General features: G+C 54.8%; 24 protein-coding genes. 21 read left to right on the top strand and 3 right to left on the bottom strand.

Going from position 1 to position 24,439, the window contains the following annotated elements; genetic code table 11:
* The first annotated feature begins 2 nt into the window (after nt 1-2).
* The 9 genes from LKE88_RS05740 (at nt 3) to LKE88_RS05700 (ending at nt 6,815) form a co-directional block, all read left to right on the top strand.
* Nucleotides 3-1,013: a PhoH family protein gene (locus LKE88_RS05740; protein ID WP_118287035.1), complete on the top strand. Its 1,011-nt coding sequence runs from the start codon at nt 3-5 to the stop codon at nt 1,011-1,013.
* Complete coding sequence (gene ybeY / locus LKE88_RS05735) at nt 991-1,473, top strand: rRNA maturation RNase YbeY (protein WP_105325996.1); 483 nt, start codon at nt 991-993, stop codon at nt 1,471-1,473. The genes LKE88_RS05740 and ybeY overlap by 23 nt, the downstream gene beginning before the upstream one ends.
* 1 nt (nt 1,474) lies before the next feature.
* Nucleotides 1,475-1,855, top strand: a complete 381-nt coding sequence (locus LKE88_RS05730) for a cytidine deaminase (RefSeq protein WP_105325995.1) — start codon at nt 1,475-1,477, stop codon at nt 1,853-1,855.
* Between the two features lie 26 nt (nt 1,856-1,881).
* Nucleotides 1,882-2,808 (top strand): GTPase Era, encoded by a 927-nt coding sequence (era, locus tag LKE88_RS05725; RefSeq protein ID WP_118287034.1) that lies wholly within the window; start codon nt 1,882-1,884, stop codon nt 2,806-2,808.
* A 190-nt stretch (nt 2,809-2,998) separates the two neighbouring features.
* Nucleotides 2,999-3,823, top strand: a complete 825-nt coding sequence (locus LKE88_RS05720; RefSeq protein ID WP_233547575.1) for a hemolysin family protein — start codon at nt 2,999-3,001, stop codon at nt 3,821-3,823.
* Nucleotides 3,813-4,562, top strand: coding sequence for a DNA repair protein RecO (recO, locus tag LKE88_RS05715; protein WP_105325992.1), 750 nt, complete (start codon nt 3,813-3,815; stop codon nt 4,560-4,562). Before LKE88_RS05720 ends, recO begins: the two co-directional genes overlap by 11 nt.
* Nucleotides 4,552-5,265, top strand: a complete 714-nt coding sequence (locus LKE88_RS05710; protein ID WP_105325991.1) for a hypothetical protein — start codon at nt 4,552-4,554, stop codon at nt 5,263-5,265. Before recO ends, LKE88_RS05710 begins: the two co-directional genes overlap by 11 nt.
* 2 nt (nt 5,266-5,267) lie before the next feature.
* The gene (locus tag LKE88_RS05705; RefSeq protein WP_105325990.1) at nt 5,268-6,023 is read left to right on the top strand and encodes an exodeoxyribonuclease III; all 756 of its coding nucleotides are present in this window, start codon (nt 5,268-5,270) and stop codon (nt 6,021-6,023) included.
* Between the two features lie 12 nt (nt 6,024-6,035).
* Nucleotides 6,036-6,815 carry an ADP-ribosylglycohydrolase family protein gene (locus LKE88_RS05700; RefSeq protein WP_276803011.1) on the top strand — a complete coding sequence of 260 codons (780 nt, stop codon included), beginning with the start codon at nt 6,036-6,038 and terminating at the stop codon, nt 6,813-6,815.
* Between the two features lie 82 nt (nt 6,816-6,897).
* On the opposite strand, the gene lgt is transcribed toward LKE88_RS05700, so the two are convergent.
* Nucleotides 6,898-7,746, bottom strand: coding sequence for a prolipoprotein diacylglyceryl transferase (lgt, locus tag LKE88_RS05695; RefSeq protein ID WP_105325988.1), 849 nt, complete (start codon nt 7,744-7,746; stop codon nt 6,898-6,900).
* A gap of 21 nt (nt 7,747-7,767) precedes the next feature.
* On the bottom strand, nt 7,768-8,469 hold the full coding sequence (locus LKE88_RS05690) for a metallophosphoesterase (protein ID WP_105325987.1): 702 nt from the start codon (nt 8,467-8,469) through the stop codon (nt 7,768-7,770).
* Nucleotides 8,470-8,624: 155 nt separating this feature from the next.
* On the opposite strand from LKE88_RS05690, the gene leuS reads away from it, so the two are divergent.
* The 6 genes from leuS to LKE88_RS05660 all read left to right on the top strand — a co-directional run bounded on the left by leuS (nt 8,625) and on the right by LKE88_RS05660 (nt 17,025).
* Complete coding sequence (gene leuS / locus LKE88_RS05685; RefSeq protein ID WP_105325986.1) at nt 8,625-11,117, top strand: leucine--tRNA ligase; 2,493 nt, start codon at nt 8,625-8,627, stop codon at nt 11,115-11,117.
* Nucleotides 11,118-11,259: 142 nt separating this feature from the next.
* Nucleotides 11,260-11,898, top strand: coding sequence for a ComEA family DNA-binding protein (locus LKE88_RS05680; RefSeq protein WP_105325985.1), 639 nt, complete (start codon nt 11,260-11,262; stop codon nt 11,896-11,898).
* 1 nt (nt 11,899) lies between these two features.
* Nucleotides 11,900-14,218 carry a DNA internalization-related competence protein ComEC/Rec2 gene (locus LKE88_RS05675; protein ID WP_105325984.1) on the top strand — a complete coding sequence of 773 codons (2,319 nt, stop codon included), beginning with the start codon at nt 11,900-11,902 and terminating at the stop codon, nt 14,216-14,218.
* Between the two features lie 11 nt (nt 14,219-14,229).
* The gene (holA, locus tag LKE88_RS05670) at nt 14,230-15,318 is read left to right on the top strand and encodes a DNA polymerase III subunit delta (RefSeq protein ID WP_158572340.1); all 1,089 of its coding nucleotides are present in this window, start codon (nt 14,230-14,232) and stop codon (nt 15,316-15,318) included.
* Nucleotides 15,319-15,355: 37 nt separating this feature from the next.
* The gene (gltS, locus tag LKE88_RS05665; protein WP_105325982.1) at nt 15,356-16,558 is read left to right on the top strand and encodes a sodium/glutamate symporter; all 1,203 of its coding nucleotides are present in this window, start codon (nt 15,356-15,358) and stop codon (nt 16,556-16,558) included.
* Nucleotides 16,559-16,752: 194 nt separating this feature from the next.
* The gene (locus LKE88_RS05660) at nt 16,753-17,025 is read left to right on the top strand and encodes a hypothetical protein (RefSeq protein ID WP_118287033.1); all 273 of its coding nucleotides are present in this window, start codon (nt 16,753-16,755) and stop codon (nt 17,023-17,025) included.
* Between the two features lie 132 nt (nt 17,026-17,157).
* Here LKE88_RS05660 and LKE88_RS05655 read toward each other — a convergent pair whose 3' ends face one another.
* Entirely contained in the window at nt 17,158-18,111 is a 954-nt protein-coding gene (locus tag LKE88_RS05655) for a YitT family protein (RefSeq protein WP_276803006.1), read from the bottom strand.
* Nucleotides 18,112-18,307: 196 nt separating this feature from the next.
* On the opposite strand from LKE88_RS05655, the gene ispE reads away from it, so the two are divergent.
* From ispE to LKE88_RS05625, 6 genes are all read left to right on the top strand, one after another.
* Entirely contained in the window at nt 18,308-19,168 is an 861-nt protein-coding gene (ispE, locus tag LKE88_RS05650; RefSeq protein WP_158572339.1) for a 4-(cytidine 5'-diphospho)-2-C-methyl-D-erythritol kinase, read from the top strand.
* Nucleotide 19,169: 1 nt separating this feature from the next.
* Entirely contained in the window at nt 19,170-19,886 is a 717-nt protein-coding gene (locus LKE88_RS05645) for a GntR family transcriptional regulator (RefSeq protein ID WP_105327509.1), read from the top strand.
* A complete protein-coding gene (gene purR, locus LKE88_RS05640) occupies nt 19,886-20,698 on the top strand; it encodes a pur operon repressor (RefSeq protein ID WP_105327508.1) in 813 nt (270 codons plus the stop codon). Before LKE88_RS05645 ends, purR begins: the two co-directional genes overlap by 1 nt.
* A gap of 85 nt (nt 20,699-20,783) precedes the next feature.
* Nucleotides 20,784-21,995: a threonine ammonia-lyase gene (ilvA, locus tag LKE88_RS05635; protein ID WP_118287032.1), complete on the top strand. Its 1,212-nt coding sequence runs from the start codon at nt 20,784-20,786 to the stop codon at nt 21,993-21,995.
* 30 nt (nt 21,996-22,025) lie between these two features.
* Entirely contained in the window at nt 22,026-23,396 is a 1,371-nt protein-coding gene (gene glmU, locus LKE88_RS05630) for a bifunctional UDP-N-acetylglucosamine diphosphorylase/glucosamine-1-phosphate N-acetyltransferase GlmU (RefSeq protein ID WP_105325966.1), read from the top strand.
* A gap of 77 nt (nt 23,397-23,473) precedes the next feature.
* Nucleotides 23,474-24,439, top strand: coding sequence for a ribose-phosphate diphosphokinase (locus LKE88_RS05625; protein ID WP_105325965.1), 966 nt, complete (start codon nt 23,474-23,476; stop codon nt 24,437-24,439).

The raw sequence follows: 24,439 nt of genomic DNA, 5'->3' as shown, positions 1-24,439 counted from the left end.
GTTTGACAGAACAACTAGAAAAACGGTTTGCTTTCCGGGATTCCCGGGAAATGGTGGCCGTGCTGGGAGAAAATGACGAATACCTGCGTCTTTTGCAGCAGCAGTTGGACTGCACCCTGATTCCCCGGGGCAATGAATTGATTGCTTCCGGCTCGGAAGAAGCGGTGGGTTATACGGAAAAGTTGGTTTCTGAACTGCTGTACCTGTACCGCCAGGGGCTGCCGGTTACGGAGCACGATGTAAAGTACGGGCTGCGGCTGGTGCTGGAGGGCAAGGAAAGCCAGCTCCATACCCTGTACACGGATACGGTGCTGACCACCTTCCGGGGCAAGCAGGTCAAGGCCAAGACCCTGGGCCAGCTCCAGTATCTGAAGACCATTGGGGAAAATGATATTACCATTGCCATTGGGCCGGCGGGCACGGGGAAAACGTACCTGGCAGTGGCCATGGCGGTGAAGGCGTTAAAAAATAAGGAAGTGGAACGGATCATCTTGACCCGTCCTGCGGTGGAAGCCGGAGAAAAACTGGGTTTTCTGCCGGGGGATTTGCAGGAAAAGGTGGACCCGTACCTGCGGCCGCTGTACGATGCCTTGTACGAAATGCTGGGTATGGAAGTATTCCAGAAGCACCTAGCCCGGGGCACCATCGAAGTGGCGCCGCTGGCCTACATGAGAGGGCGTACCCTGAACGACGCCTTTATCATTTTGGACGAGGCCCAGAACACCACGGCGGAACAGATGCGCATGGCCCTGACCCGGTTTGGCTTTGGCTCCAAGCTGGTCATCACCGGGGACGCTACCCAGGTGGATCTGCCCAGCGGGAAACAGTCAGGGCTTACCAATGCGGCATATGTGCTGCGGAACGTGCCGGGAATCGGGATTATCCAATTTTCCGAGCGGGACGTGGTGCGCCACGAGATTGTAGGGGCCATTATCAAGGCCTATGAAAACTACGACCGGAAGAAGAAAGAAAAGGAGCAGGCGAAAAACCATGATCGTAACACTGGAGAATAACCAAGAAGAAATTCAGGTACCGGAAGAACTGGAAGCAACCCTGAAAAAGGCCATGGACATCATTGCCCGGCTGGAGAAGCTGACGGACAACACGGAAGTGGATATTACCATTGTGGACAACGACGAAATCCACCAGCTGAACCGGGATTACCGGGGCATCGACCGTCCCACGGACGTGCTTTCCTTTGCCCTGGACGAGGGGGACGAGGAACCGGAAGTGGAAGACGGGGAAGCCGAGCATCTGCTGGGGGACGTGATCATTTCTGCTCCCCGGGCCGTAGAGCAGGGGGAAGAGTTTGGTCATGGGCTGAACCGGGAAATGACCTACCTGGCGGTCCATGGGATGCTGCATCTCCTGGGCTATGACCATATGGAAGAAGCGGACAAGCAGGTAATGCGGGCCCGGGAGGAGCAGGTGCTCCGGGAACTGGACCTGGCGGAAGAAAAGTACGGAGGCTGAGATGGCGCTTGATGCGGAATTGTTCCAGGCGGCGGTGAAGGCCCGGGAAAACGCCTATATTCCCTATTCCCACTTTGGGGTGGGGGCGGCAGTACGAGCCAAGGACGGACGGATTTTCACCGGCTGCAATATCGAAAACGCTTCCTATGGGCTGACAGTGTGTGCCGAGCGGAACGCTATTTTTGCGGCGGTAAAGGAAGGGGTACGGGAATTTGCGGCCCTGTGTGTAACGGCGGACACCCCGGCGCCGGTAGCTCCCTGCGGGGCCTGCCGGCAGGTGATGGCGGAATTTCAGATTCCTGTAATTTATTTGACCAACCTGAAGGGCGACGTGAAGGAAACTTCTTTGGAAGAACTGCTGCCCTACAGTTTTGACCTATAAGCATGACAAGCAGAAAGGAAATTTGCATGGAAGCTGCTGAACAAAAACAACATCGGGCGGGCTTTGTGGCTGTGGTAGGCCGCCCCAACGCAGGGAAATCCACCCTGGTGAATAAACTGGTGGGGGAAAAGGTGGCCATTATTTCTGACCGGCCCCAAACCACCCGGAACCGGATCCTCAGCATTTTGAGCACCGCTGAGGCTCAGGTGATTTTCCTGGATACTCCCGGGCTGCACAAGCCCCAGGACAAGCTGGGGGAACATATGGTGCGGGCTGCGGAAGGCGCCATCCAGGATGTGGACCTGGTGCTGTACGTGGTGGATGCCAGCGAGAAATTCGGCAAGGGTGAGGAAACCATTCTGGAACGGCGGCGCAATTCCTGCCGGGTACCGGCTATTCTGGTGCTGAACAAGATTGACCAGCTGGGGGACAAGAGCCGGCTTTTGCCCATCATTGCCCGGTTCCAAAAGGAATACGATTTTAAGACGGTGGTCAGCCTGTCGGCCCTGGAAGATACGGATTTTTCCGCCCTGCTTGAGGAAATCATCGGCTGCCTGCCCTACGGACCGGATTTCTATCCGGAGGATATGTACACGGACCAGCCGGAAAAGGTCATGGCCGCCGAAATCATCCGGGAAAAGGTGCTGCAGCTGACCCGGGACGAAGTGCCCCACGCTGTGGCGGTGCAGGTCCAGGAAATGAAGACACGGGACAACGGCATGGTCTACGTCCGGGCCGACCTGTTTGTGGAACGGGATTCCCAAAAGGCCATTCTGATTGGCAATAAGGGCAGTATGCTAAAGGAAATCAGCAAGCGTGCCCGGCTGGATATTGAAGACCTGGTGGGCAGCCGGGTGTACCTGGAGCTTTGGGTGAAGGTACGGCCCAAATGGCGGGAAAAAGAGGGCGATTTGAAGCGCCTGGGCCTGGCCAGCGACCATAACCAATATTGACCGGAATGGGCTGTTATTGTATAATTATTTACTAAGTAGTGCTGTAATTTATAAAAATTGTTATGTTAAAATACTATAGAAGGAGAGATGTCCTATAGACTCGGGGCCTTTACTAGGGCGCATATTGAAACCAATTTTATATCCTTTTGCCTATGTCTTTTATCATCTGGGGCGGGGTCTGTTCCATTTTATGGGAATTGAACCGGTCCATCCCGGCACCAGCCATTCCGAAGATGATCTGCGGAAAATGGTCAGTGCCAGCGAAAAGGGCGGCAGCATCGACCCGGTGGAAAGCCGGCTGATCGATAATGTCTTTGACTTTGCGGACCGGGTGGCCCGGGAGGTCATGGTGCCCCGGCAGGATATGGTCTGCCTGTTTGTGGATGATACGGTGGAGGAAAACCTGGCGGTCATCAAGGAATCGGGCCATACCCGGTATCCTCTGTGCCGGGAAGACCGGGACCACATTCTGGGGATTATCCATATCCGGGAACTGATGAATGCGGACTATCAGAAACCGGATTTCAACTGGACCAGCATCATGCGGGAAATCGACGTGGTGCCGGAAAGTATGTCCATTGCCAAAATCCTCCAATTGATGCAGCACAAGCACGTGCAGATGGCTGCGGTGGCCGACGAATACGGCGGCACGGCGGGACTTGTTACCATGGAAGACCTGCTGGAGGAAATCGTTGGGGACATCCAGGACGAACACGATACGGATATGCCGGAAATCAACAAGATGCCGGACGGGTCCTATGTGTTTGACGGGCTGGTGCTTTTGGATGAGGTGTCCGAAATCATGGGCATCCAGTTTGATGAACCGGAAGAGGATACCATCGGGGGCTATGTGTTTGGCCTCATTGGCCGGCAGCCCGTGGTGGGTGACAGTGTGGAAGCCAACGGCTACAAGTTTGAGGTGCTGGATTCTACCGGGTTCCGGGTGCTCCGGGTCCGGGTCATTCCCCTGAAAAAAGACGACCAGGAGAAAGAAGCGGCTGTCCATGAGCAGTGAAGTATATCAAGACGAAGCAATTGTATTGCGGGTGAAAAATTGGCAGACTGCGGATAAGTTCGCAGTCTGCTTTTGTCGTGAACACGGGAAAATCCCGTTTATTGCCTACGGGGCGGCCTACGCCCGGAACCAGAGCGGGCGGCTGGTGCAGCCCTTTGCCCATTTGCAGGTTTCCCTTTTGCCCGGGCGGCGTTTTGCTACCCTGCGGGGCTGCGAAAGCCTGGAGCGGCCGGCGGAAATGGATTGGGAAGGGCTGGCCTACGGGGCCATTATCGGAGAAACGGCGGAAAGTCTTTTGGGGGACGAAGAACCCCAGGAGGAGATTTTCCAGCTGCTGGTAGATGCCTACCGGCTGCTGCCCAAACGGAACAAACGGCTGGTAACGGACAGCACGCTGCTGAAGCTGCTGGCCCTGTGCGGCTTGCAGCCTATTTTGGATAGCTGCACCAGCTGCAATGAACCGGTTACCGAGGACGGCTTTTTCAGCCTGGTCCAGGGGGGCTTTTTGTGCAAAAACTGTGCCCTGGGGGAGGAGCTGCCCATGTCCTTGGGGACCCGGGACCTGATGGAGCAGCTGCTGCAGCTGGACCTGGCCCAGCCGCCCAACTTTACGGTGCGGGGCCGGGAACTGATGGAAATGGAGAAAATCCTCCATGCGTTTATTGTGTACCAGACGGACCGGCCCCTGCACAGCCTGGACTTTCTGGCCCAGATGGAGAATACTGCTCATGGCCAATAAGGAAGTCCTTAAACTGATTTTAAAAGAGCGGGTGGACCTGCTCTTTTGGGTGATGCTGCTTTTTAACTGCGTTACCACTTTCGTGACCCCGGCGGTGGATTGGTACGCTCCCTATAAACTGGTGCTGCTGCTGTGGCTGTGTTCCGGGGCCTGGCTGCTGCTGCCCTTGGCCAGCCGGCTGCGGCAGGAAGGGACCAGCTGGGGGCTGGCGGTTTTGGCGCTGCTGGTGGGTACGGTGTACCTGCTGCCTCTGAGCTGGCCCCTGAAGGTGGAGTATCCGCTGCTAGAAGGGTGGTTCCTTTTGACGGTGCCCCTGATTTTGTGCAATGTCTGGCGGCACTTCGGCTGGCGGGAAATGCTCCAGCCCCAGGGCCTGCTGTGGACCCTGTGGCCGGTGCTGCTCCTGGGCGGAGCGGTGTGGTGCGTGGAGGATCCGGACCTGGGAAGTCTGGGGGCGGCCCTGCTCCAGCAGGTGTTCTACCTGCTTTTGGGCTGCCACTATGCAGCCTGCGGGGTGACCTACCGGAAACGGTGGCTCTTTACCCTGGGGCTGCTGCTGGTTACCCTGGGCTTTTGGGCCTGCGTGGTAAGTTATTCTTTCGTACTGCCCTTCTACGCCTACTATCTGCTGTGGGCGCTGGGCTTTTTGGTGCTGGAACTGGTCTTTCCTCTGATGAAGCCAGGGGAAGGAGATAGGAGATAAATATGAAACTGATTACCTGGAATGTAAACGGGCTGCGGGCCTGTATGAATAAGGGCTTTGCAGATTTTATGCAGGCAGCGGATGCAGATATTTTCTGCGTCCAGGAAACGAAAATGCAGCGGGAACAGGCGGCTTTTGCCTTTCCGGGCTACTATGAGTACTGGAACAGTGCCGAGAAAAAGGGGTATTCCGGTACGGCTATTTTCAGCAAGACGGAGCCTCTCTCGGTAACCTATGGCCTGAATATCCCGGAGCACGACAACGAAGGCCGGGTGATTACCGCCGAGTACCCCAGCTTTTACCTGATTTGCGTGTATACCCCCAATTCCAAGCGGGGCTTGGAACGGCTGGATTACCGGATGGTGTGGGAGGATGCCTTCCAGGCCTATGCGGAAGAATTGGCCAAAACCAAGCCGGTGATTGTCTGCGGGGATTTGAATGTGGCTGCCCAGCCCATTGATCTGAAGAATCCGGACAGCAACCACCATAACGCCGGGTTTACCGACGAGGAGCGGGCCAAGTTCCAGCAGTTCCTGGCAGGGGGCTTTGTGGATTCTTTCCGGCGGCTGTATCCGGACAAGGCGGAAGCCTATACCTGGTGGTCCTATATGTTCAAGGCCCGGGAACGGAACGCAGGGTGGAGAATCGACTATTTCCTGGTATCCCAGAACGGGGCGGAAAATATTGAAGATGTGATCATTCATTCCGACGTACTGGGCAGCGACCACTGTCCGGTGGAGCTTCAGTATAAGGCGTAAGGAGGCGGGCAGATGGAAGGGGTATTTATCGGGGACCTGGTAGGTTCGGCCTACGAATGGACCGGGTTTAAAAGTAAGGAGTTTCCCTTGTTTTCTGCCAAATGCCGGGTGACCGACGACTCCCTGATGACCTGTGCGGTGGCGGAGGCCTTTGCCAAGGCCCAGCAGGAAGGCAGGCTGGGGGAGGACGCCTACGTGGAAGGTCTTTTGGCCCACTTTATGCGGAACATCGGGCTGCGGTACCCTGACGCCGGCTACGGCAGCAAGTTTTTGTACTGGCTGCAGCACAAGGAGCTGGGGCCCTATGGCAGTTTTGGCAACGGAGCGGCCATGCGGGTGGCTCCGGCGGCGTATTTTGGCCGGACCCTGGAAGAAGTGGAACATCTGGCGATGGTGTCCGCCCGGGTAAGCCACAACCATCCCAGTGCCTATAAGGCCGCCAAGGCGGTGGCCGGGTGCGCGTTTCTGGCCTGCAAAGGGGCGGACAAGGACGGCCTGGGCGCCTATGCCGGCCGGTACTACAATCTGCATTTTACGGTGGAGGGCATCCGGGACAGCTACCGGGGAGATTCCTCCTGCGACAACTCGGTGCCCCAGGGAATTGTTTCGTTTCTTGACGCGGACTCCTTTGAGGATGGGCTGCGCAATGCGGTGTCATTGGGCGGGGACAGCGATACCCTGGCGGCCATTGCAGGCGCTATTGGAGAACCGTTCTTTGGCATTCCTCCGCTGCTAGTGGTGGAAGCAAGAAAGTATTACCTGCCGGAACTGAAGAAGTGGGAAAATGCCTAAGCAAAAATGGACTAGGAAAACGTGGCTTTCACGTTTCCTAGTCCATTTGTTTTAGGGGGTTAGCCCCAATCCCTGAGAGTGCTTATTTCCGGTTTTTGCCCTTCCCCTTGGCTTTGGTGCCGGCAGCTTCTTCCGGGGATATTTCCACAGGCTGGGGGGCAGGGGGCTTTTGGGTCCCGGCCCAGATAAACAGGGCGAGGGCCGCCAAAAAGAAGAACAGGCTGGTGACCTGGGCGGATTTCAGCCCAAAGAGCATGGGGCGTACGTAATCTCCCCGGAGAAATTCCAAAAAGAACCGGAGCAGGGAGTAGAGCATCACGTACAGGCAGCTGGGCTGGCCTTTTTTGGGACGGGTGGTCTGGAACAGCAGCAGGATGGCAAAGAGAATCACGTCAATCTGGCCTTCCCAGACCTCAGCGGGCCACAGAGGCGCATTGCCGTAGGTGCTGTGGGCCAGGGTGCCTTCCGGATAGAGCAGCCCGAAATTGCCGCCGGTGGGGTGGCCAAAGGCGTCCCCGTTTAGCAGGTTGGCCATGCGGCCGATGGACTGGCCGATGAACAGCGCTGGGCAGATGATATCCAGCATTTCCAGCCAATTCACCTTGTGATAGCGGCAGTACAGGGCGCCAGCCAAAACACCGCCTACGATGCCGCCCTGGATGGCCATGCCTCCCTGCCAGACGAAGGGGATTTCGCTGAGGTGGTGGCTGTAATAGGCCCAGTCAAAGAAGAAGACGTCCCAGAGCCGGGCGCCAACCAGGCCGCAGAAGCCGCCGTAGATGCCGATGTCCGGCAGGTACTGTTCCCAGCCCCGGCCATCCCGCCAGGCCAGGAAATACGCCACGGAGGAGGCCATAAAAATGGCGATGCACAGCATGATGCCGTACATACGGATGGGGAAATTTCCAATGAAAAATAGGTATTGATGCAAATTCAGGTGCCTCCTTTGGGGCTACAAAATCTTTACAGGCCGAAAGTCGATATAGTCTGCGGCTACCAGCCGGTACTGGGTGCCGTCCCGGACGCCCTGGAACAGGTTGAGAAAATGGGCGGCGTCTCCGTGGACGTGGCCGTAGATGCATTGTTCCACCTGGTACTTGCGGCACAGTTCCGTAAAGCCGGAGACTTCTTCGGGATTGTACAGGGGCGGGTAGTGGAGGGCGGCAATGAGATGCACCGCTCCGGCTGCCCGGGCACCGGCCAGGGAGCGCTCCAGCCGCTGGATTTCCCGGTTGTAGATCAGCTCGTCGTGTTCCCCGAACTGGGGCATGGAGGGCAGGTTCCAGCCCCGGGTGCCGCAGACGGCCACGTCCCCCTTTTGGTAAAAGGTATTGTGGAGAAAATGGATTTTCTCCGGTACGGCCTTTTGCATTTTGCTCAGGGACGTCCACCAATAATCGTGGTTTCCCTTTAAAATTACAATTTGCCCGGGCAGGGCGGCCAGGGCTCCCAGGTCCCGGCGGACGGCGTCCTCCAGTTCCATGGACCAGGAAGTATCCCCGCACAGCAGCATGGTGTCGTCCTCGGTCAGGGTTTCCTGCCAATTGGACAGCACTTTCTGGCGGTGGTGGAGCCACTGGTCTCCAAAGACTTCCATGGGCTTTGTAGGGGGTTCTCCTGAAAAATGCAGATCTCCCATGGCGTATAGAGCCATTTGTACCACTCCTTCCTGCGTTGACTTTATCCCATACGAAATATATAATAAATCTATTATACATGGGTAAAACCACTGTAATACTCATATGTTACTGAATTTCGGAGACTTATGCAAGGTGTACAGCTGGGTTTTCTTCTCTAGGAGGTATGTGCATGTTTAACGAAAAGTACGAGCCGCACGAGATTGAATCGCGCTGGCAAAAGTATTGGGCCGAGCACAAGACCTACAAGGTCAATAATGATGATCCCCGTCCCAAGTATTATGTGCTGGAAATGTTCCCTTATCCTTCCGGCAATCTGCATATGGGCCATGTCCGGAACTATTCCATCGGTGACGTGGTAGCCCGCTTCCGCACCATGCGGGGCTTTAATGTTCTCCATCCCATGGGCTGGGATTCCTTTGGCATGCCTGCCGAAAACGCAGCCATCAAACACCACATTCCCCCTGCCAAGTGGACCATGGAAAACATTGCCAACATGACCCGCCAGCAAAAAGAGCTGGGTCTGTCCTACGATTGGGACCGGGAAGTGACCACCTGCAAGGAAGATTACTACAAATGGACCCAGTGGTTCTTTGAACTGATGTACAAACGGGGCCTGGCTGTAAAGAAGGAAGCTGCCGTAAACTGGTGCGACCACTGCAACACGGTACTGGCCAACGAACAGGTTATCGACGGCAAATGCTGGCGCTGCGACAACCCGGTAGAGAAGAAGAACCTGTCCCAATGGTTCTTCAAGATTACCGATTACGCAGAACGGCTGCTGGAGGACCTGGATAAGCTGCCGGGCTGGCCCGAACGGGTAAAGACCATGCAGCGCAACTGGATTGGCCGCAGCGAAGGTCTGGAATTTGCCTTTGACTGCCCGGATCTGGGCACCAAACTGGCTGTGTACACCACCCGGCCGGATACCATCTACGGGGTTACCTTTGTGGTTATTCCGCCGGAACATCCGCTGGTAGCCAAACTGCTGGAAAACAACCCCAAGAAAGCTGAATTGGAAGCTTTCTGCGACAAAGTGCGCAATACCTCCGATATTGAAAGAACCTCCAGTGAATCGGAAAAACTGGGTATGTATACGGGTCACGACTGCATCCATCCGCTGACTGGCGAAAAGGTGCAGATCTGGATCACCAACTACGTACTGGTGGACTACGGCACCGGCGCTGTAATGGGCGTGCCCAGCGGCGACCATCGTGACTGGATGTTTGCCACCAAATACGGCATCAAGAAAATCCTGACCCTGCAGCCCAAGGACAAGGAACTGAAGCTGGAAGAAATGACCGACGCCTACGAAGAAAAAGACGGCGTGCTGGTCAACTCCGGTCCCTTCACCGGCATGGAAATGCACAAGGCTGTTGGCGCCATCATCGACTATATGGAAGAAAAGGGCCTGGGCAAGAGACGGGTGAACTACCGTCTGAGAGACTGGCTGATCAGCCGGCAGCGGTATTGGGGCTGCCCGATTCCTGTGGTCTACTGCCCTCACTGCGGCGAAGTGCTGGTTCCCGAAAAGGACCTGCCGGTACGGCTGCCCATCGATGTGAAGTTTGATGCCGGGGCCAAGTCTCCGCTGGCAACCAGCGAAGAATTCGTCAACTGCACCTGCCCCAAATGCGGCGGTCCTGCCAAACGGGAACTGGACACCATGGATACCTTCCTGTGTTCTTCCTGGTACTACCTGCGCTACACGGATCCCCACAATGACCAGGCTCCCTTCAGCGAGGAAGCGGTCAACCACTGGATGCCCGTGGACCAATACATTGGCGGCATTGAACACGCCATTCTCCATCTGCTGTACTCCCGTTTCTTCCTGAAGGTGCTCCACGATGCAGGCCTTGTGAAAGCGGACGAACCCTTCACCAACCTGCTGACCCAGGGCATGGTTATCAAAGACGGGGCCAAGATGAGCAAATCCATCGGCAACGTGGTTTCTCCGGAAGAAATCGTAGGCAAGTACGGCGCCGATACGGCCCGGCTGTTCATCATGTTCGCAGCTCCGGTAGAACGGGAACTGGAATGGAGTGACCAGGGCGTGGAAGGCTCCTTCCGCTTCCTGAACCGGGTATGGCGGATTGTGTACCACTTCAAAAATGAACTGGCTCAGCACGTGACCAGCTACGATACCCAGAACCTGAACGAACAGGATCAGGAACTGCGCCACATTCTGCACACCAGCATCAAGAAGATTACCGAGGACATCGACACCCGGTTCAACTTCAATACGGCCATCAGCACCATGATGGAACTGGTGAATGCTCTGTACGCCTACAAGGAAAAGGCAGAAAACGTCAATGCGGGCCTGATTTACGAAACCATTTCCAAGCTGCTCTTGGTGATGGCTCCCTTCGTGCCCCATATTACGGAAGAACTGTGGCATGATGCCATTGACAGCACCCAGAGCATCCATAAGGAACCCTGGCCCAGCTACGATCCGGAAGCCATCAAGGTCTCCGAGGTGGAAGTGCTGATCCAAATCAACGGCAAACCCAAGGTGCGGATCATGACGCCGGCTGAAATCACCAAGGAAGAGCTGGAAAAACTGGCCCTGGCCAATGGGGAAATCAAAAACGAAATCGGCGCCGGCAAAGTGGTGAAGGTAATTGCCGTTCCCGGCCGTCTGGTAAACATTGTCGTAAAGAAATAAGCAGGCTGCGCTAGACGCCTGGCAAAACTGTATATAGAAACTACCTACTCATATCCTGTACACATCGAACTCCGGGCAGATTCTTTCCTATCGAAACGACAGGAAGGGACCTGCCCTTTTTGCTGCAATAAAGGAGGTACCTATGAACTTATGGGAAAAGAAAAAATGGCTGGTGATTGGCGGCATTATTTTGGCTTGTCTGGGGTTTGGCCTGTGGGAACAGCAGCCCAGGGAGCTGCACCAGGGGACCCTGCCGGTAAGCCAGGAGGCGACGGAAACCCAGAAGCGGCGGGAAACGGCGAAAATCTGCGTGTATGTCAGCGGTGCGGTCCAGGCTCCGGGCCTGTACTACGTCAAGCCGGGCATCCGGTACCAGGAGGCCATTGTTCAGGCCGGGGGAATGACGGAAGACGCTGATGAAACCCGGGTGAACCTGGCCAAAAAGTGCAAGGACGGGTGCCAGGTGAATGTACCCTTTCAGAAGGGAACCAAAAATAAGAAAAGCAGCAGTAAGGGCAGCTTGGCAAAAAGCAGCTCCGGCAGCAGTTCCGGGGCGGCCGCAGGCGCCGCTGCCGGCACAGCCCTAACGGGCGGAAAGGTCAACGTAAACACGGCCACGGCGGAGGAACTGGAAAGCCTGCCGGGCATTGGTCCTTCCCTGGCCCAGCGGATCATTGCCCAGCGGCAGAAGGCATCGTTCCAGTCGGTGGAAGACCTGCTGCAGGTGTCCGGCATCGGCAGGGGCACCCTGGCCAAGTTCCAGGACCGGCTGGAGGTGTGAAATGAACGCCATGCTGCTGGCTTCGTTGGCGTTTGCGGCGGGAATTGCGGCAGGGGTAAACCAGGTGGTGCCCTGGCCGGTTTGGGCGGCTGTAACGGCAATTTTGGCCCTGGGGGCGCTGCTGGCGTCACCCCGGGTCCGGCAGAAACGGCTGCTGCTGGCGCTGTATCTGGGAACCGCTTTGGGGGCGGGAGGCCTTTTGGGAGGCAGGGCCGTCCCGGCAGCCCAGAGAATGGCCCATTTGGCGGACCGGCAGGTGGTCCTTACCGGGCGGCCGGTGCCGGGCTCCTTTTCCCAGGGACAGTACGGCTCCCTTTCCTTTCAGCTGGCGGAGTCCCGGGGAAGGGTCCGGGTATACCTAAAAAAGTGGCAGGGACCGCCTTCTTTTGGAGGCCTGGTCCAGGTTAGGGGCAAATTCCAGCCCCCGGATGGCTTCTACAATCCGGGGCAGCCCCGGCCGGAGGTCCAGGCGGCGGCCAACCGCCAGGGGGGCAGCCTCCAGGGAGAAGGGAAGGACCTGACTTTTCTCAGCCGGGAGGAAAACTGGCAGGAGAAAATTTATGGCTTTGGGGAAAAGCTGCGCCAGGGGGTGCGGGAGGCCATGGCGCCGGGGGACAGTGCGCTGCTGGAAGGGATGCTGCTGGGGGGCAGCCGGGCAATCGCGGCAGACACCCTGCGGCTGTTCCAGCGCTGCGGTCTCAGCCACCTGCTCTCGGTGTCGGGCAGCCACGTGGCCCTGTTTTTGGGGCTGCTGCTGACCCTGTGCAGGCAGCTGCGGCTGCCCCGTCCGGCGGTGGTGGTTTTGGGGCTGGGGTTCCTTTTGAGTTACACCATTCTCTGCGGGGTGCGGCCCTCCGTATGCCGGGCGGCCCTCTTGGGAGCGGGCGTGCTCCTGGGGCAGGTGCTGGACCGGCGGGCGGACGGAACGGCTTTCCTGGGCCTTGCTGCCATCCTCCTGCTGTCCTGGCATCCCTTTTGGATCTGGGATATCGGGTTCCAGCTCTCTTTTACGGCGGCCCTGGGCCTGATGCTGCTCCAGAAACCCGTGGCAGAACGCTTAAATAAATACTTAAACCTTCCCCTGAGTGAAGCACTTTCAGTTCCCCTCAGCGCCCAAGTGTTCAGCTTGCCGCTGCTTATTGCCCATTTTCATTTCCTATCACTTGTATCTGTCATCGCTAACATTATTTTGGTTCCACTGCTTTCTGTTTGCATGGCTGGGTCTGCTTTGGGAACCCTTTTATTTAACCTTGGCGGAGGGGTGCTGGGTCGTGTAATTCTGACAGGAACAGCGCAGCTATTAGGATTCTCCCTAGGTTTAGGGAAAATTCTGTCTAATTTGCCTGGGACCCAAGTGACCACTGGAAGTGGACTGTGGGGAGGAATGCTCCTGTATTTTCTCATTCTTTTTGCCATTTTTGGACCTTGGAAAAAACGCGAAAAAATGCAAAAATTAAGATTGTATACAGTATTATGTTCGGGTATTTCTCTCTGCATCCTATTTGCTTATAATTCTTGGCGTTCTCAGCCGTTCTCCGTATATTTTTTGGATGTGGGCCAGGGAGACTGCGCCTTGGTGGTAACCCCGGAAAGAGAAACAATTTTAATCGATACGGGAGGATTGACCAAAAATTTTGATACTGGGGAGAGAATCATCGTGCCCGTGCTCCGGCATCTGGGAATTGAATACATAGATGTTGCCATCCTTAGCCACGGGCACCATGACCACGCAGGAGGACTAGCTGGTGTGGCCCGGTGGGTAAAAATACATAAGCTTTTTTTGCCAGTGGAAAAGCCCAGTTCGGACGTGGAAAAAGCAATCAGAATCGGTACAAAATTCAAATCTGTCGAAATTGTATCCAAAATACGCACAAAGCAAACAATTAGGTTAAAACAATGTATAATATATGTTGTAGAAGCACCTAGTACAATAGGGGAAGGAGGCGACGCAAACGAAAGCTCTGCAGTGGTGCGTGTAAGTCATGGCACGGACAGTGTTCTGTTTACCGGCGATGCGCCAGTAAGTATTGAATTGTCCGCAGCCACTGCTCCGATTGCAAGCGATGTGCTGAAGGTATCCCACCACGGATCCCGGACTTCATCGGCAGAAGCTTTTTTGCAGGCGGTCCATCCCCGTTTGGCTGTCATCAGCGCAGGACGGAGAAACCGCTTTGGGCATCCCCACCAGGAAACCCTGGACAAACTCCACCGGTTAGCGATACCGGTGGCCAGGACGGATCAGCTGGGGGCCATCAAAGTGATTTTTGACGGTAATGGGCCCGAATGGGTTAGCTGCCGCTGGCAGCAAGAATTTTTCTAGGAGTGGATAGCGTGAATGTAGCAGCGGATCAATTCCTGGAAAGCCTGCGGCAAACTTCAGACCTGCCCCACGCAGTAATTATCTGGGGGGACGAGGACTATTACAAAAAAGCCGGCAAAGCTGCCTTAGGCAAACTCCTGAAGGAGAAGGCAGATGCCGAGGGTCAGGAAGTTTCCGTATGGAGATTCCAGGACAAGTTTGAAATCAACGCACTGCGGGAAGCCATCAACACGGAATCCTTCTTTGGGGGAATCAATTTTGTGCTTGTGGAAAACCCGTGGCTGCTGCCCAAGCATGGCGCTGGGGAGCAGAAAGGCAAGAAAAAAAGCACCGGGGGGAAAACTGACAAAGGGCAGACGGCAGTGCAGCAGTTCATGGAACTGCTCAGCGACGTGCCCGCATACACTTTTGTCCTTTGCTTGTGTCCGAAATTGGATAAGCGATCAGCCTTTTTCAAAAACATGAGCAAAGCCGTGGTATTGGCAGAATGCCCCACCCTCAAAGCATATCAATTGCGGCCCTGGTTACTGGAACAGGCGAATTCCTACGGAGCCCGGTTTAGTCCGGAGGCTCTGAACCTGGTCCTGGATTATGTCTCTGCTTTTGACACTGTACCCCTGCTGCAGTTGCAGCAGGAAATCGCCAAAGTGAACCTTTACGCAGGGCAGAGAAAAATCTGGCAGGCCGAAGATGTGCTGCAGATGTTTTCGCAGGCACCGGAAATTTCCGGTTTTGCCTTAGGGAACGCAGTGGAGGAACGGAACCTGACGAAGGTTTTGGACCTTCTGGCGGAAGAAAGAAAAAATGCCGGCAGCGGCGGGATTGTTCCCATTCAGCTCCGGCTGGTCTCCAGTATCCGCAAATTGCTTTTGGTAAAAGAAATGATGGAAAAAGGTGCTCGCCAAGAAACGATCACCGCCCAATTGAAGATGCATCCGTACGCTGTCAAGGTGACCATGGCCCATTGCAATAATTTTAGCCTTGAATCCTTACAAAAATGCATGGTCGCTTTAGCACAGACAGCGGCGGATTCTCGTCAAGGGGGACGGACCTGGTCGCGGCTTGAGGAAATTTTAATTGACTTGGTAGCAAAGAAGTGAATCAAAACAAAATATGAGTTGTTAGGGGGAAAAGCAAATGGCATTGGCAATGAATTCCTATCAAACTTTGGCCGTTGGTATTCTACTGTATTATTTAGGGAAATACCTGAAAGCCCATATCAAATTTTTGCAAACCTATTGTATTCCTAACCCTGTAATCGGCGGTATCCTGTTCGCCTTGGTCAACCTGGCCTTGCATCAATCCGGCGTTGGGCCAATCAAACTGGATACGGTGCAGCAGAGCTTCTTCATGAACATCTTCTTCACCAGTGTTGGTTTCTCCGCCAGCGTTGCGTTGCTGAAAAAAGGCGGCCGTGACGTACTGATTTTGACCATCATCTGCGCAGTTCTGATTACCTTACAGGATATCGTGGGTGTAGGCATGGCTTCTGCTTTTGGCCTGCAGCCTCTGCTGGGCCTGTGCGCAGGTTCCATTCCTCTGGTTGGCGGCCATGGTACTTCCGGTGCCTTTGGTCCTTTCCTGGAAAGCATTGGCGTGCAAAGAGCTACCACCGTGGCTATTGCCATGGCTACCTTCGGTTTGATTTCCGGTTCCTTGATGGGTGGTCCTATTGCCCACAAACTGCTGGTAAAACATAACCTGAGAAGCAAGGAAAACGAATCCGATCCTAACGGTGAAGGCAGCAACAGCATGGAAGAAAAAGTGGTCATCCCTATGACCGGCGAAAAAATCATGCTGGCTACCGGCGAAATCCTGGTTGCCATGGGTATTGGTACCATCGTTTCCAAAGGTTTCACCAGTGTTGGCCTGGTGTTCCCTGGGTACATCGGCTCCATGCTGGTTGCCGCTGTTATCCGGAACATTGCCGATAACGTTGACGGTCTGAACGTTCCTATGTCCGAAGTTGGTACCGTGGGTGATGTTGGTCTGAACATTTTCCTGTCCCTGGCCCTGATGAGCCTGAGAATTTGGGAACTGTTCGACATCGCTGGCGCACTGACCGCTATTGCAGTCGTTCAGGTTGTGGTAATGGCTTTCTTCACCTACTTCGTAGTATTCAATGTTATGGGCAGAGACTACGATGCAGCTGTTGAAGTATCCGCAGTCTGCGGTTTCGGTATGGGCGCTACGCCTAACGCCATGGCTAACATGAGTGCCATTACGGCTGTCTATGGTCCTGCTTCCCGTGCCTTCTTCTGTGTACCTCTGGTAGGCGCCATGTTCGTCGACTTTGTAAACTCCAGTATCATCATGACCTTCGTCAATATCTTCGGCTGATATTGAATCAGGCTCCTTTCGAGAAGGGCTTTCCCTGGGAAACCAGGGGAGGCTCTTCTTTTTTTGTTTTGAGTCAGCGGGCTAAATCGGAAACAGGGGGGCTGCGGCGGAAATTTGGCTGACAGGGCGGGCATTCTATAAAAAATCACCTGTCTAAGCGATGAAATTCGCTTGTAAGGAACGCTTTTTAAAAAATGGTAGGGGGGGAGATTTACCAATACAATAAAACGCCTGAAAAACGGAATTTGGGCTTTGTCCGCCGTCACTGCTTGGTGCTGCGGGGCTTTGGGGGCAGCAAAAGCAGCGGAAAAAAATGGGCTGCCCAGGGACGGCTGATTTCCAGCAGTCAGGGAATGTTTACCCGGCAGGACCCCAGGGCTGGCCTTGGCGGTGCTTTGTGTAGCTGCACCTCCAGGCATCTTACCCTGCTGGTTGGAAAGGTAAGCGGGGAAGAACTTTTGGCATAAGTGGGTGCAAAGCAGGGAAAAGGCCCGAGCGTAGGGCAATTTCCCTTGGCCGAAGGAAGTTCTTTGCCAATAAAACAAAAGAAGCTGTGAAAAATGAAAGATCATTTTTCACAGCTTCTTGGGGTGTTTGGTTTAATTTTCTTTGTGGGTGGCTTCTTGGGCCTCAGCCTGGGCTTTTTTGGCAGCCCATTCGGGAGGCAGGGTACCTTCCACATTGGGGGCGGTAAAGCCCCGGCCAAATACATCGTTGGTATCCTGTACGGTAACAAAGGCCATGGGGTCCACTTCCTTGATGATGGTGTTCAGGTGGGCCAGCTGGGTGAGCTTTACTACCACCAGAATAATATCCTGGGGCGCGTGGGAGTAGCCGCCTTCCCCGTGGAGGATGGTGATGCCCCGGTTGACCTCACTCATAATCCGCTGGCCGATTGCGTCGGACTGGCTGCTGATAATCAGCACCGTCTTCTTGTAGTCAAAGCCCAGCATAAAGAAGTTGGTGGCCTTAAAGGCCAGGAAGAAGATGACGGTGGAATAGAGCACCGGTTCCAGGCCGAAGAAAAATACGGCCACGGCCATCAGGAACAGGCTGTAGATAAAGTTGGTGGTGCTGACGCTGATGTTGTAGTATTTCTTGGTCATAAAGCCCAGAATGTCGATGCCTCCGGTGGAGGTTTCTGCCCGGTACACCAGGGCGCAGCCCAGACCTTCCATAACGCCGCCGGCAAGACAGGAGAGAAGGGGATCGTCCACATAGACCAAGGACTGGAGGAAAGAGGTGCCGTCCAGAACCACGGAGAAAATCAGGCTGCCTACCAGACTGTCAAAGCAGAAGAGCTTCCCCATGTAACGGTAGGCCAGGAAAAACAGGGGGATATTCATAAGAAAGCTGGTGGTACCGGCGGGCCATTGGAACAGATAGTACAGAATCATGGAAAGCCCAGCCAGGCCTCCGGAGAGAAAATGGTGCTGGAGAAAGAAACAGTTGATACTGGCGGCCATGAGCACACAGCCAAGGGTGGTCATGCCGTACTTGTAGAGTAGCTTGCCTGCAGCCATTCCAGCCTTACGTTTTTTTGTAGTGGTCACAAAATCGCCCCGCTTTCCTTCAGTTGAATTGTATATATTGTAGCACTTTTCGTATCAACTAGACAGAATATTTCAAAGGAAGAACAATATGCAAAAAAATCTCCAAAAACGTTCATAAAATCTCTTGCGGCAAAGAGCTAAACAGGCTACAATAGGAGAATATGCATACAAAATACGCAGGAAAGGGGCGATGCCGATGAAGCAGGAAGCATACGGGAAAATCAACCTAGGATTAAAAGTCACAGAAAAACGAGCGGATGGATTTCACACCGTGGATATGATTATGCAAAGCATATCCCTGTGTGATACCATTTCCCTGGAGACAGCCGAACGTTTCGGTATGCGGACGGACGATCCGTCCCTTCCCTGCGATGAACGGAACCTGATGGTGAAGGCGGCCCTGGCCTTCCAAAGAAAGACGGGGTGCAGCCTGAAGGTCCAACTGGAATGCCAGAAACGGATTTTCCAGGCAGCAGGGCTGGCAGGAGGCAGTACGGACGCTGCGGCGGTACTGCGGCTGCTCAACAAGTATTACGGCAGTCCCCTGAGCCTGGAAGAACTGGAAACCGTGGGAGCAGAGGTGGGCAGTGATGTGCCTTTCTGCATCCGGGGCGGTACCCAAAGGGCCCGGGGCCGGGGCGAGCTGATGACGGTGCTGCCAGCAGCACCGGAGCTCCAGCTGGTACTCCTAAAGCCCAGGGAACTGGCAGTTTCCACGGCCTGGGTCTACCAGGAAATCGACAAGGTAAAACACAGGCAGCCCCAGAATATTGACGGGCTGGAGGCAGCCCTGAGGGCCGGTGACCGGAAAGCCCTGCTGGAGCAGCTGGGCAACGACCTGGAAGCTGTTACCCTAAGAAAATACCCGCTGCTTCAGGAAATGTCCCAGGCCCTAAAGGACCAGGGGGCAGAGAAGGTCCTGATGAGCGGCAGCGGTCCCACCTTATTTGGCATTTTTCCCAGCGGGGCAGCCGCCCAAACGGCAGCCCAGGCGCTGCGCCGGCAATACCCGGACGCAGAATTATTAGCAGCACGAACTGTACAGGAGGTTAATTGATATGGTGCAGCATTTGAATCAGATTCCTTTGGATAACTACAAGCCCTTACGGGAAGTGGTGGTGGAAAACATCCGCAACGCCATTGTCAGCGGGCAGTTTCCCCCGGGCATGCGCCTGATGGAGCTGCACCTGGCCAAGGACATGGGGGTCAGCCGGACTCCCGTGCGGGAAGCCATCCGCAAAATGGAACTGGAAGGTCTGGTAGTGATGATTCCCCGCCGGGGCGCCTACGTGGCCAATATTTCCATTAAGGATATCAATGAAGTGTACGAAATCCGCATTGCCCTGGACGTATTGGCGGCAGGGCTGGCAGCGGAACGGATCAACGACGAGGAAATTGCCGAAATGAAGCGGCTGCTGAAACTGGATGAGCCTCTCATTGCTTCCCGGGATTTCCCCAAGATTATCGAAAATGATACGGCTTTCCACGACGTAATCTACAAGGCCAGCCGGAACAAACGGCTGATCAATATTGTCAGCAACCTGCGGGAGCAGATTACCACCATCCGCGGCCGGTCCATGCCGTACCCCGGCAGACTGGAAACCATGGGTGAGGAGCATAAGGAAATCATGGAGGCCATTGGCAGCCGGAATGTGGAACGGTCCCAAAAGGCCGTACGGGTCCACCTGGAAAACGCGGAAAGAACCCTTTTGAAGGTCATCGAGGAACAGAACCTGATGCCTTCTGGAGAAGATGAAAAGAAAGAGGTTAAATAATGGCTAGAATCAAACGTTTGGAACGCATTGTGGCACTGACCAAGGAATTGACGGACCATCCTTTTCAGCTGTATCCTTTCTCTTATTTCTGCGAAAAATTTACGGTAGCAAAATCGACTTTGAGTGAAGACGTGCAGACCGTGCGCAACGGGCTGTCCGCTTACGATTTGGGCATCATTGAAACGGTGGCCGGGGCCAGCGGCGGAGTGCGCTTTATCCCGTACCACACCACTGATTCCAACAACAAATTTCTGGCCGACCTGGCGGAAAAGCTCAACGATCCCAGCCGGGTACTGCCCGGCGGCATGATTTATATGAATGACCTGCTGTTCAATCCCCAGATTGCTTCCCGGCTGGGTGAAATCATTATGCAGCGGTCCCTGGACCTGAAGCCGGAATATATTATGACTGTGGAAGCCAAGGGGATTCCTCTGGCCCTTAGTACGGCCAGAGCCTTCAATATTCCCATGGTCATGGCCCGGAAGGAAGCCCGGATTACGGAAGGCCCGGCAGTGAGCATCAGCTATCTGTCCGGCTCTACCAAAAAAATCCAGTCCATGTCCCTGCCCCGGAAAGCCCTGCCCTTTAAGGCCAAGGTGCTGATCATCGATGACTTTATGCGGGGCGGCGGTACGGCCAGCGGTCTGCGGGAGCTGGCGGACGAGGTGGAAGCCGAGGTAGTGGGTACGTTCCTGTTCATCGCTTCCAAAGAACCGGCCAAAAAGGCCGTTACGGATTATGCTTCCCTCCTGACCCTGCGCAGCGTGGACGAAAAGAACAAGGTCATTGATATCGTTCCGGAGCTGTTCTAAGGAGAAGACGCAAGTTTTTACCATTGCTTACGGGACCCCAAGGGTCCACACAAAAAAACATTACATCACCAAGGAGCATCCTGTCATGACTGAATTGCTTGCTTTGAAAGACATTCAGGCTGCCCGGGAAAGACTGGCAGACCTGGTTCACAAAACACCCCTGGAGGGAAGCCATACCTTCAGTAAGATTGCGGGGCGTGAGGTTTATCTGAAATTGGAAAATCTTCAGCGGACAGGGTCCTTCAAGGTACGCGGTGCCTCCAACTGCATTTTGACGCTGACGGAAGAACAAAAGAGCCGGGGCATTATTGCAGCCTCTGCCGGCAACCATGCCCAAGGGGTGGCCCTGGGCGGCACCATGGCGGGCTGCAAATCCACGGTGGTCATGCCGGAAGCGGCTCCTTTGGCCAAGGTGGAAGCTACCAAGGGCTATGGGGCAGAAGTTGTCCTTTATGGGAAAACTTTCGACGCTTCCCTGGGAAAGGCACAGGAAATCCAAAAGGAAACTGGTGCATATTTTATCCACCCTTATGATGATCCGGCCGTGATGGCTGGCCAGGGTACCATTGGCCTGGAAATCCTGGAACAAAATCCGGAGCTGGACAGCATTGTGGTGCCTGTAGGGGGCGGCGGCCTGCTGGCTGGGATTGCGGCTGCAGTGAAGCAGACCAATCCCAGGGTCAAGGTCTATGGGGTACAGACGGAGCAGGCTCCGGCCATGTATCTCAGCAAAAAAGAAGGCTACTGGGTAAGCCATCCAGCCAGCAAAACCATTGCCGACGGAATTGCCGTGGGCCTGCCGGGAAAACTGACCTGGGAAGTCATCAACCAGTACGTGGATGATATGCTGCTGGTCAAGGAAGAAGACATTGCAGCTGCTATGCTGCTAATGCTGGAACGGGACAAGATGGTGGTGGAAGGTGCCGGAGCTACGCCGCTGGCAGCCATTCTGCACCATATCGTACCCGGTTCTGACAAGACCGCCGCGGTAATCAGCGGGGGCAATATTGACGTGAATACCATTTCCCGGATTATTGAAAAGGGGCTGATCCGCACAGGCCGCCGGATCAAGCTGACCACCTGGATGGCGGACCGTCCCGGGGAACTGGTAAAATTTATTACCCACCTGGAAAAACTCCAGGTAAATATCCTGTACATCAACCATGTCCGGGCCGACCGGTCCGTTGCCTTGGGAGAAACCCGGGTGGAAATGGATGTGGAGACCCGGAATCAGGAACACGTACAGGAAGTGGCGCGCCATTTGCGGCAAGCCGGCTATAAAATCGAAATCAAATAGAACTACAGGAAGAACTAGGAGGCTGGAATTATGGCAGAATTGGCTGCGATTATTCTTGCAGCAGGCAAGGGAACCCGGATGAAATCCAAGCTCCCGAAAGTATTGCATCAGGTATGCGGCAAACCCATGCTGGAACACGTGCTGGAAGCAGCAGATGAGGCAGGGGCGGACGATAAGGTAGTGATTGTGGGCTTTGGCTCCGAAAAGGTGACGGATTTTCTGGGTACCCGGGCCCGGGTGGCTATCCAGTCCGAGCAGCTGGGTACAGGGCACGCCGTGCTCCAGACCAGGGACCTTTTGGGTACGGAACCGGGAACAGCCCTGATTCTCTGCGGAGATACGCCGCTTTTGGAAGGGGCAGAACTGAAGAAGTTCTACGAGACCCATCTGGCAAGCGGGGCAGGCGTCAGCGTGCTGACGGCTATAGCTCCGGAGCCTTTTGGCTACGGCCGCATTCTCCGGAATGAGCTGGGCCAGGTAACGGGCATTGTGGAAGAAAAAGATGCCACGCCGGAGCAGCGGAAAATCCAGGAAATCAATACGGGAATCTACTGCGCGGAAATGCCTCTGTTGTTTAAACTGCTGGGCCATCTGTCCAACGACAACGCCCAGGGGGAATATTACCTGACAGATATCCTGGACCTGTGCCGGAAAGCGGGCAGAACCGTAGCTGGTATCCGCACCGAGGATTTTGACATGGTCATGGGCATCAACTCCCGCCGGCAACTGGCCCAGGCCCAAAAGGTCATGAACGCCCGGCTGCTGGACAAGCTGATGGACGAAGGGGTGACCGTGATGGACCCTGCCAGCACCTTTGTGGAAAAAGACGTAAGGGTGGGCCGGGACTCCGTGCTGTATCCCTTTACCTGGCTGGAAGGGGAAACGGAAATCGGGGAGGACTGTGAAGTAGGTCCCCAGGTCCGGCTGACCAATGTAAAAGTGGGAAATGGCACCCATATCCAATTTACCTACGGCCACGACTGCCAGGTAGGCAATGGCGTTACCATGGGACCCTACGACCATCTGCGGCCCAATACCGTCATTGGCGACAAGGTGAAAATGGGCAACTTTGTGGAAGTGAAAAATTCCACCGTTGGCGTGGGCACCAAATTGCCCCATCTCCAGTATATTGGGGACAGTGACATTGGCAGCGGGGTCAACATTGGCTGCGGCTGCATTACCGTCAACTACAACGGAAAAATCAAACAGCGCACCACCATTGAGGACGATGCCTTTGTGGGCTGCAACAGCAATCTGGTGGCGCCGGTAACCATCGGCAAAGGCAGCTATATTGCGGCTGGCTCTACCATTACCAAGGATGTTCCGGAGAATGCACTGGGGGTTGCCCGGGGCAAACAAGTGAACATTCCGGATTGGGCAGAGAAGTATCGCAAAAAATAACGGTTGTCTTATGCTTGAATGAGTTGTATACTTTGTAAGAGTATTAACAAGAATATAGCTGTGGGGGTATTAAAAGTATGTTGGGTGATAAAACAGGCGAAGACATGAAAATCTTTTCCGGCAACGCCAATCCTGATCTGGCGCGGGAAATCGCAGCTTATCTGGGAACCCAGGTAGGCGACGCTGTCATCAACCGTTTCAACAATGGTGAAGTACAGGTCATGATCAATGAGAGTGTCCGTGGCAAGGATGTATTTGTTATCCAACCTACTTGCGGACCTGCCGTAAATGACAACATCATGGAACTGCTGATTATGTGCGACGCTTTCAAGAGAGCCAGCGCCAGACACATTACGGCGGTAGTGCCTTTTTATGGCTATGCTCGTCAGGACAGAAAAGCCAGAGGCCGTGAACCGATTACGGCAAAACTGATGGCTGATCTGATGACCGTGTCCGGGATTACCCGGCTGGTTACCATCGATCTGCACGCAGCCCAAATCCAGGGCTTCTTCGATATTCCCGTGGATCATATGCCCGGCGGCCCGATTCTGGCCGACTATATCAAAGAGAAAAACTTTGCTCCGGAAGAAATGGTTGTGGTTTCTCCCGACCTGGGCGGTGTGAGCCGTGCCCGGAACATTGCAACCCGTCTGAATTGCGGGATTGCCATTATCGATAAGAGACGCCCGGAACCGGGTGTTGCTGAAGTTATGAATCTGATCGGCAACGTAGACGGCAAGATTGCCATCATGGTTGACGATATTGTGGATACCGCCGGTTCTCTGACCGAAGGTGCCAAGGCCCTGAAGAAGTTTGGTGCCAAGGAAATTTATGCTTGCTGCACCCATCCTATTCTGACGGATCCTGCCCTCAGCCGGATTGCCCAATCCAGCATCAAAGAGCTGATTGTGACCAACACGATCCCGCTGCCTCCCAACAAGAAGCATCCGAAAATCACCGTGCTGTCCGTGGCTCCGATTCTGGCAGAAACCATTCTGCGCATCTACAATCAGTTGTCCATCAGCCAATTGTTTGAAATTTAA

It is taken from the genome of Acidaminococcus hominis, assembly GCF_022484025.1.
Lineage (GTDB): Bacteria > Bacillota > Negativicutes > Acidaminococcales > Acidaminococcaceae > Acidaminococcus > Acidaminococcus hominis.
The sequence above is the reverse complement of the archived record's forward strand: the minus strand, read 5'-3'. Positions and strand labels throughout refer to the sequence as shown.

Coding starts and splice junctions, on each gene's coding strand:
- LKE88_RS05700 (WP_276803011.1), top strand. CDS start 6,036: ATGGAAGGGGTATTTATCGGGGACCTGGTAGGTTCGGCCTACGAATGG.
- gltS (WP_105325982.1), top strand. CDS start 15,356: ATGGCATTGGCAATGAATTCCTATCAAACTTTGGCCGTTGGTATTCTA.
- leuS (WP_105325986.1), top strand. CDS start 8,625: ATGTTTAACGAAAAGTACGAGCCGCACGAGATTGAATCGCGCTGGCAA.
- purR (WP_105327508.1), top strand. CDS start 19,886: ATGGCTAGAATCAAACGTTTGGAACGCATTGTGGCACTGACCAAGGAA.
- LKE88_RS05730 (WP_105325995.1), top strand. CDS start 1,475: ATGGCGCTTGATGCGGAATTGTTCCAGGCGGCGGTGAAGGCCCGGGAA.
- LKE88_RS05720 (WP_233547575.1), top strand. CDS start 2,999: ATGGGAATTGAACCGGTCCATCCCGGCACCAGCCATTCCGAAGATGAT.
- LKE88_RS05625 (WP_105325965.1), top strand. CDS start 23,474: ATGTTGGGTGATAAAACAGGCGAAGACATGAAAATCTTTTCCGGCAAC.
- LKE88_RS05680 (WP_105325985.1), top strand. CDS start 11,260: ATGAACTTATGGGAAAAGAAAAAATGGCTGGTGATTGGCGGCATTATT.
- ybeY (WP_105325996.1), top strand. CDS start 991: ATGATCGTAACACTGGAGAATAACCAAGAAGAAATTCAGGTACCGGAA.
- LKE88_RS05705 (WP_105325990.1), top strand. CDS start 5,268: ATGAAACTGATTACCTGGAATGTAAACGGGCTGCGGGCCTGTATGAAT.
- LKE88_RS05710 (WP_105325991.1), top strand. CDS start 4,552: ATGGCCAATAAGGAAGTCCTTAAACTGATTTTAAAAGAGCGGGTGGAC.
- ilvA (WP_118287032.1), top strand. CDS start 20,784: ATGACTGAATTGCTTGCTTTGAAAGACATTCAGGCTGCCCGGGAAAGA.
- glmU (WP_105325966.1), top strand. CDS start 22,026: ATGGCAGAATTGGCTGCGATTATTCTTGCAGCAGGCAAGGGAACCCGG.
- LKE88_RS05690 (WP_105325987.1), bottom strand. CDS start 8,469: ATGGCTCTATACGCCATGGGAGATCTGCATTTTTCAGGAGAACCCCCT.
- LKE88_RS05660 (WP_118287033.1), top strand. CDS start 16,753: ATGGTAGGGGGGGAGATTTACCAATACAATAAAACGCCTGAAAAACGG.
- ispE (WP_158572339.1), top strand. CDS start 18,308: ATGAAGCAGGAAGCATACGGGAAAATCAACCTAGGATTAAAAGTCACA.
- LKE88_RS05675 (WP_105325984.1), top strand. CDS start 11,900: ATGAACGCCATGCTGCTGGCTTCGTTGGCGTTTGCGGCGGGAATTGCG.
- LKE88_RS05645 (WP_105327509.1), top strand. CDS start 19,170: ATGGTGCAGCATTTGAATCAGATTCCTTTGGATAACTACAAGCCCTTA.
- recO (WP_105325992.1), top strand. CDS start 3,813: ATGAGCAGTGAAGTATATCAAGACGAAGCAATTGTATTGCGGGTGAAA.
- era (WP_118287034.1), top strand. CDS start 1,882: ATGGAAGCTGCTGAACAAAAACAACATCGGGCGGGCTTTGTGGCTGTG.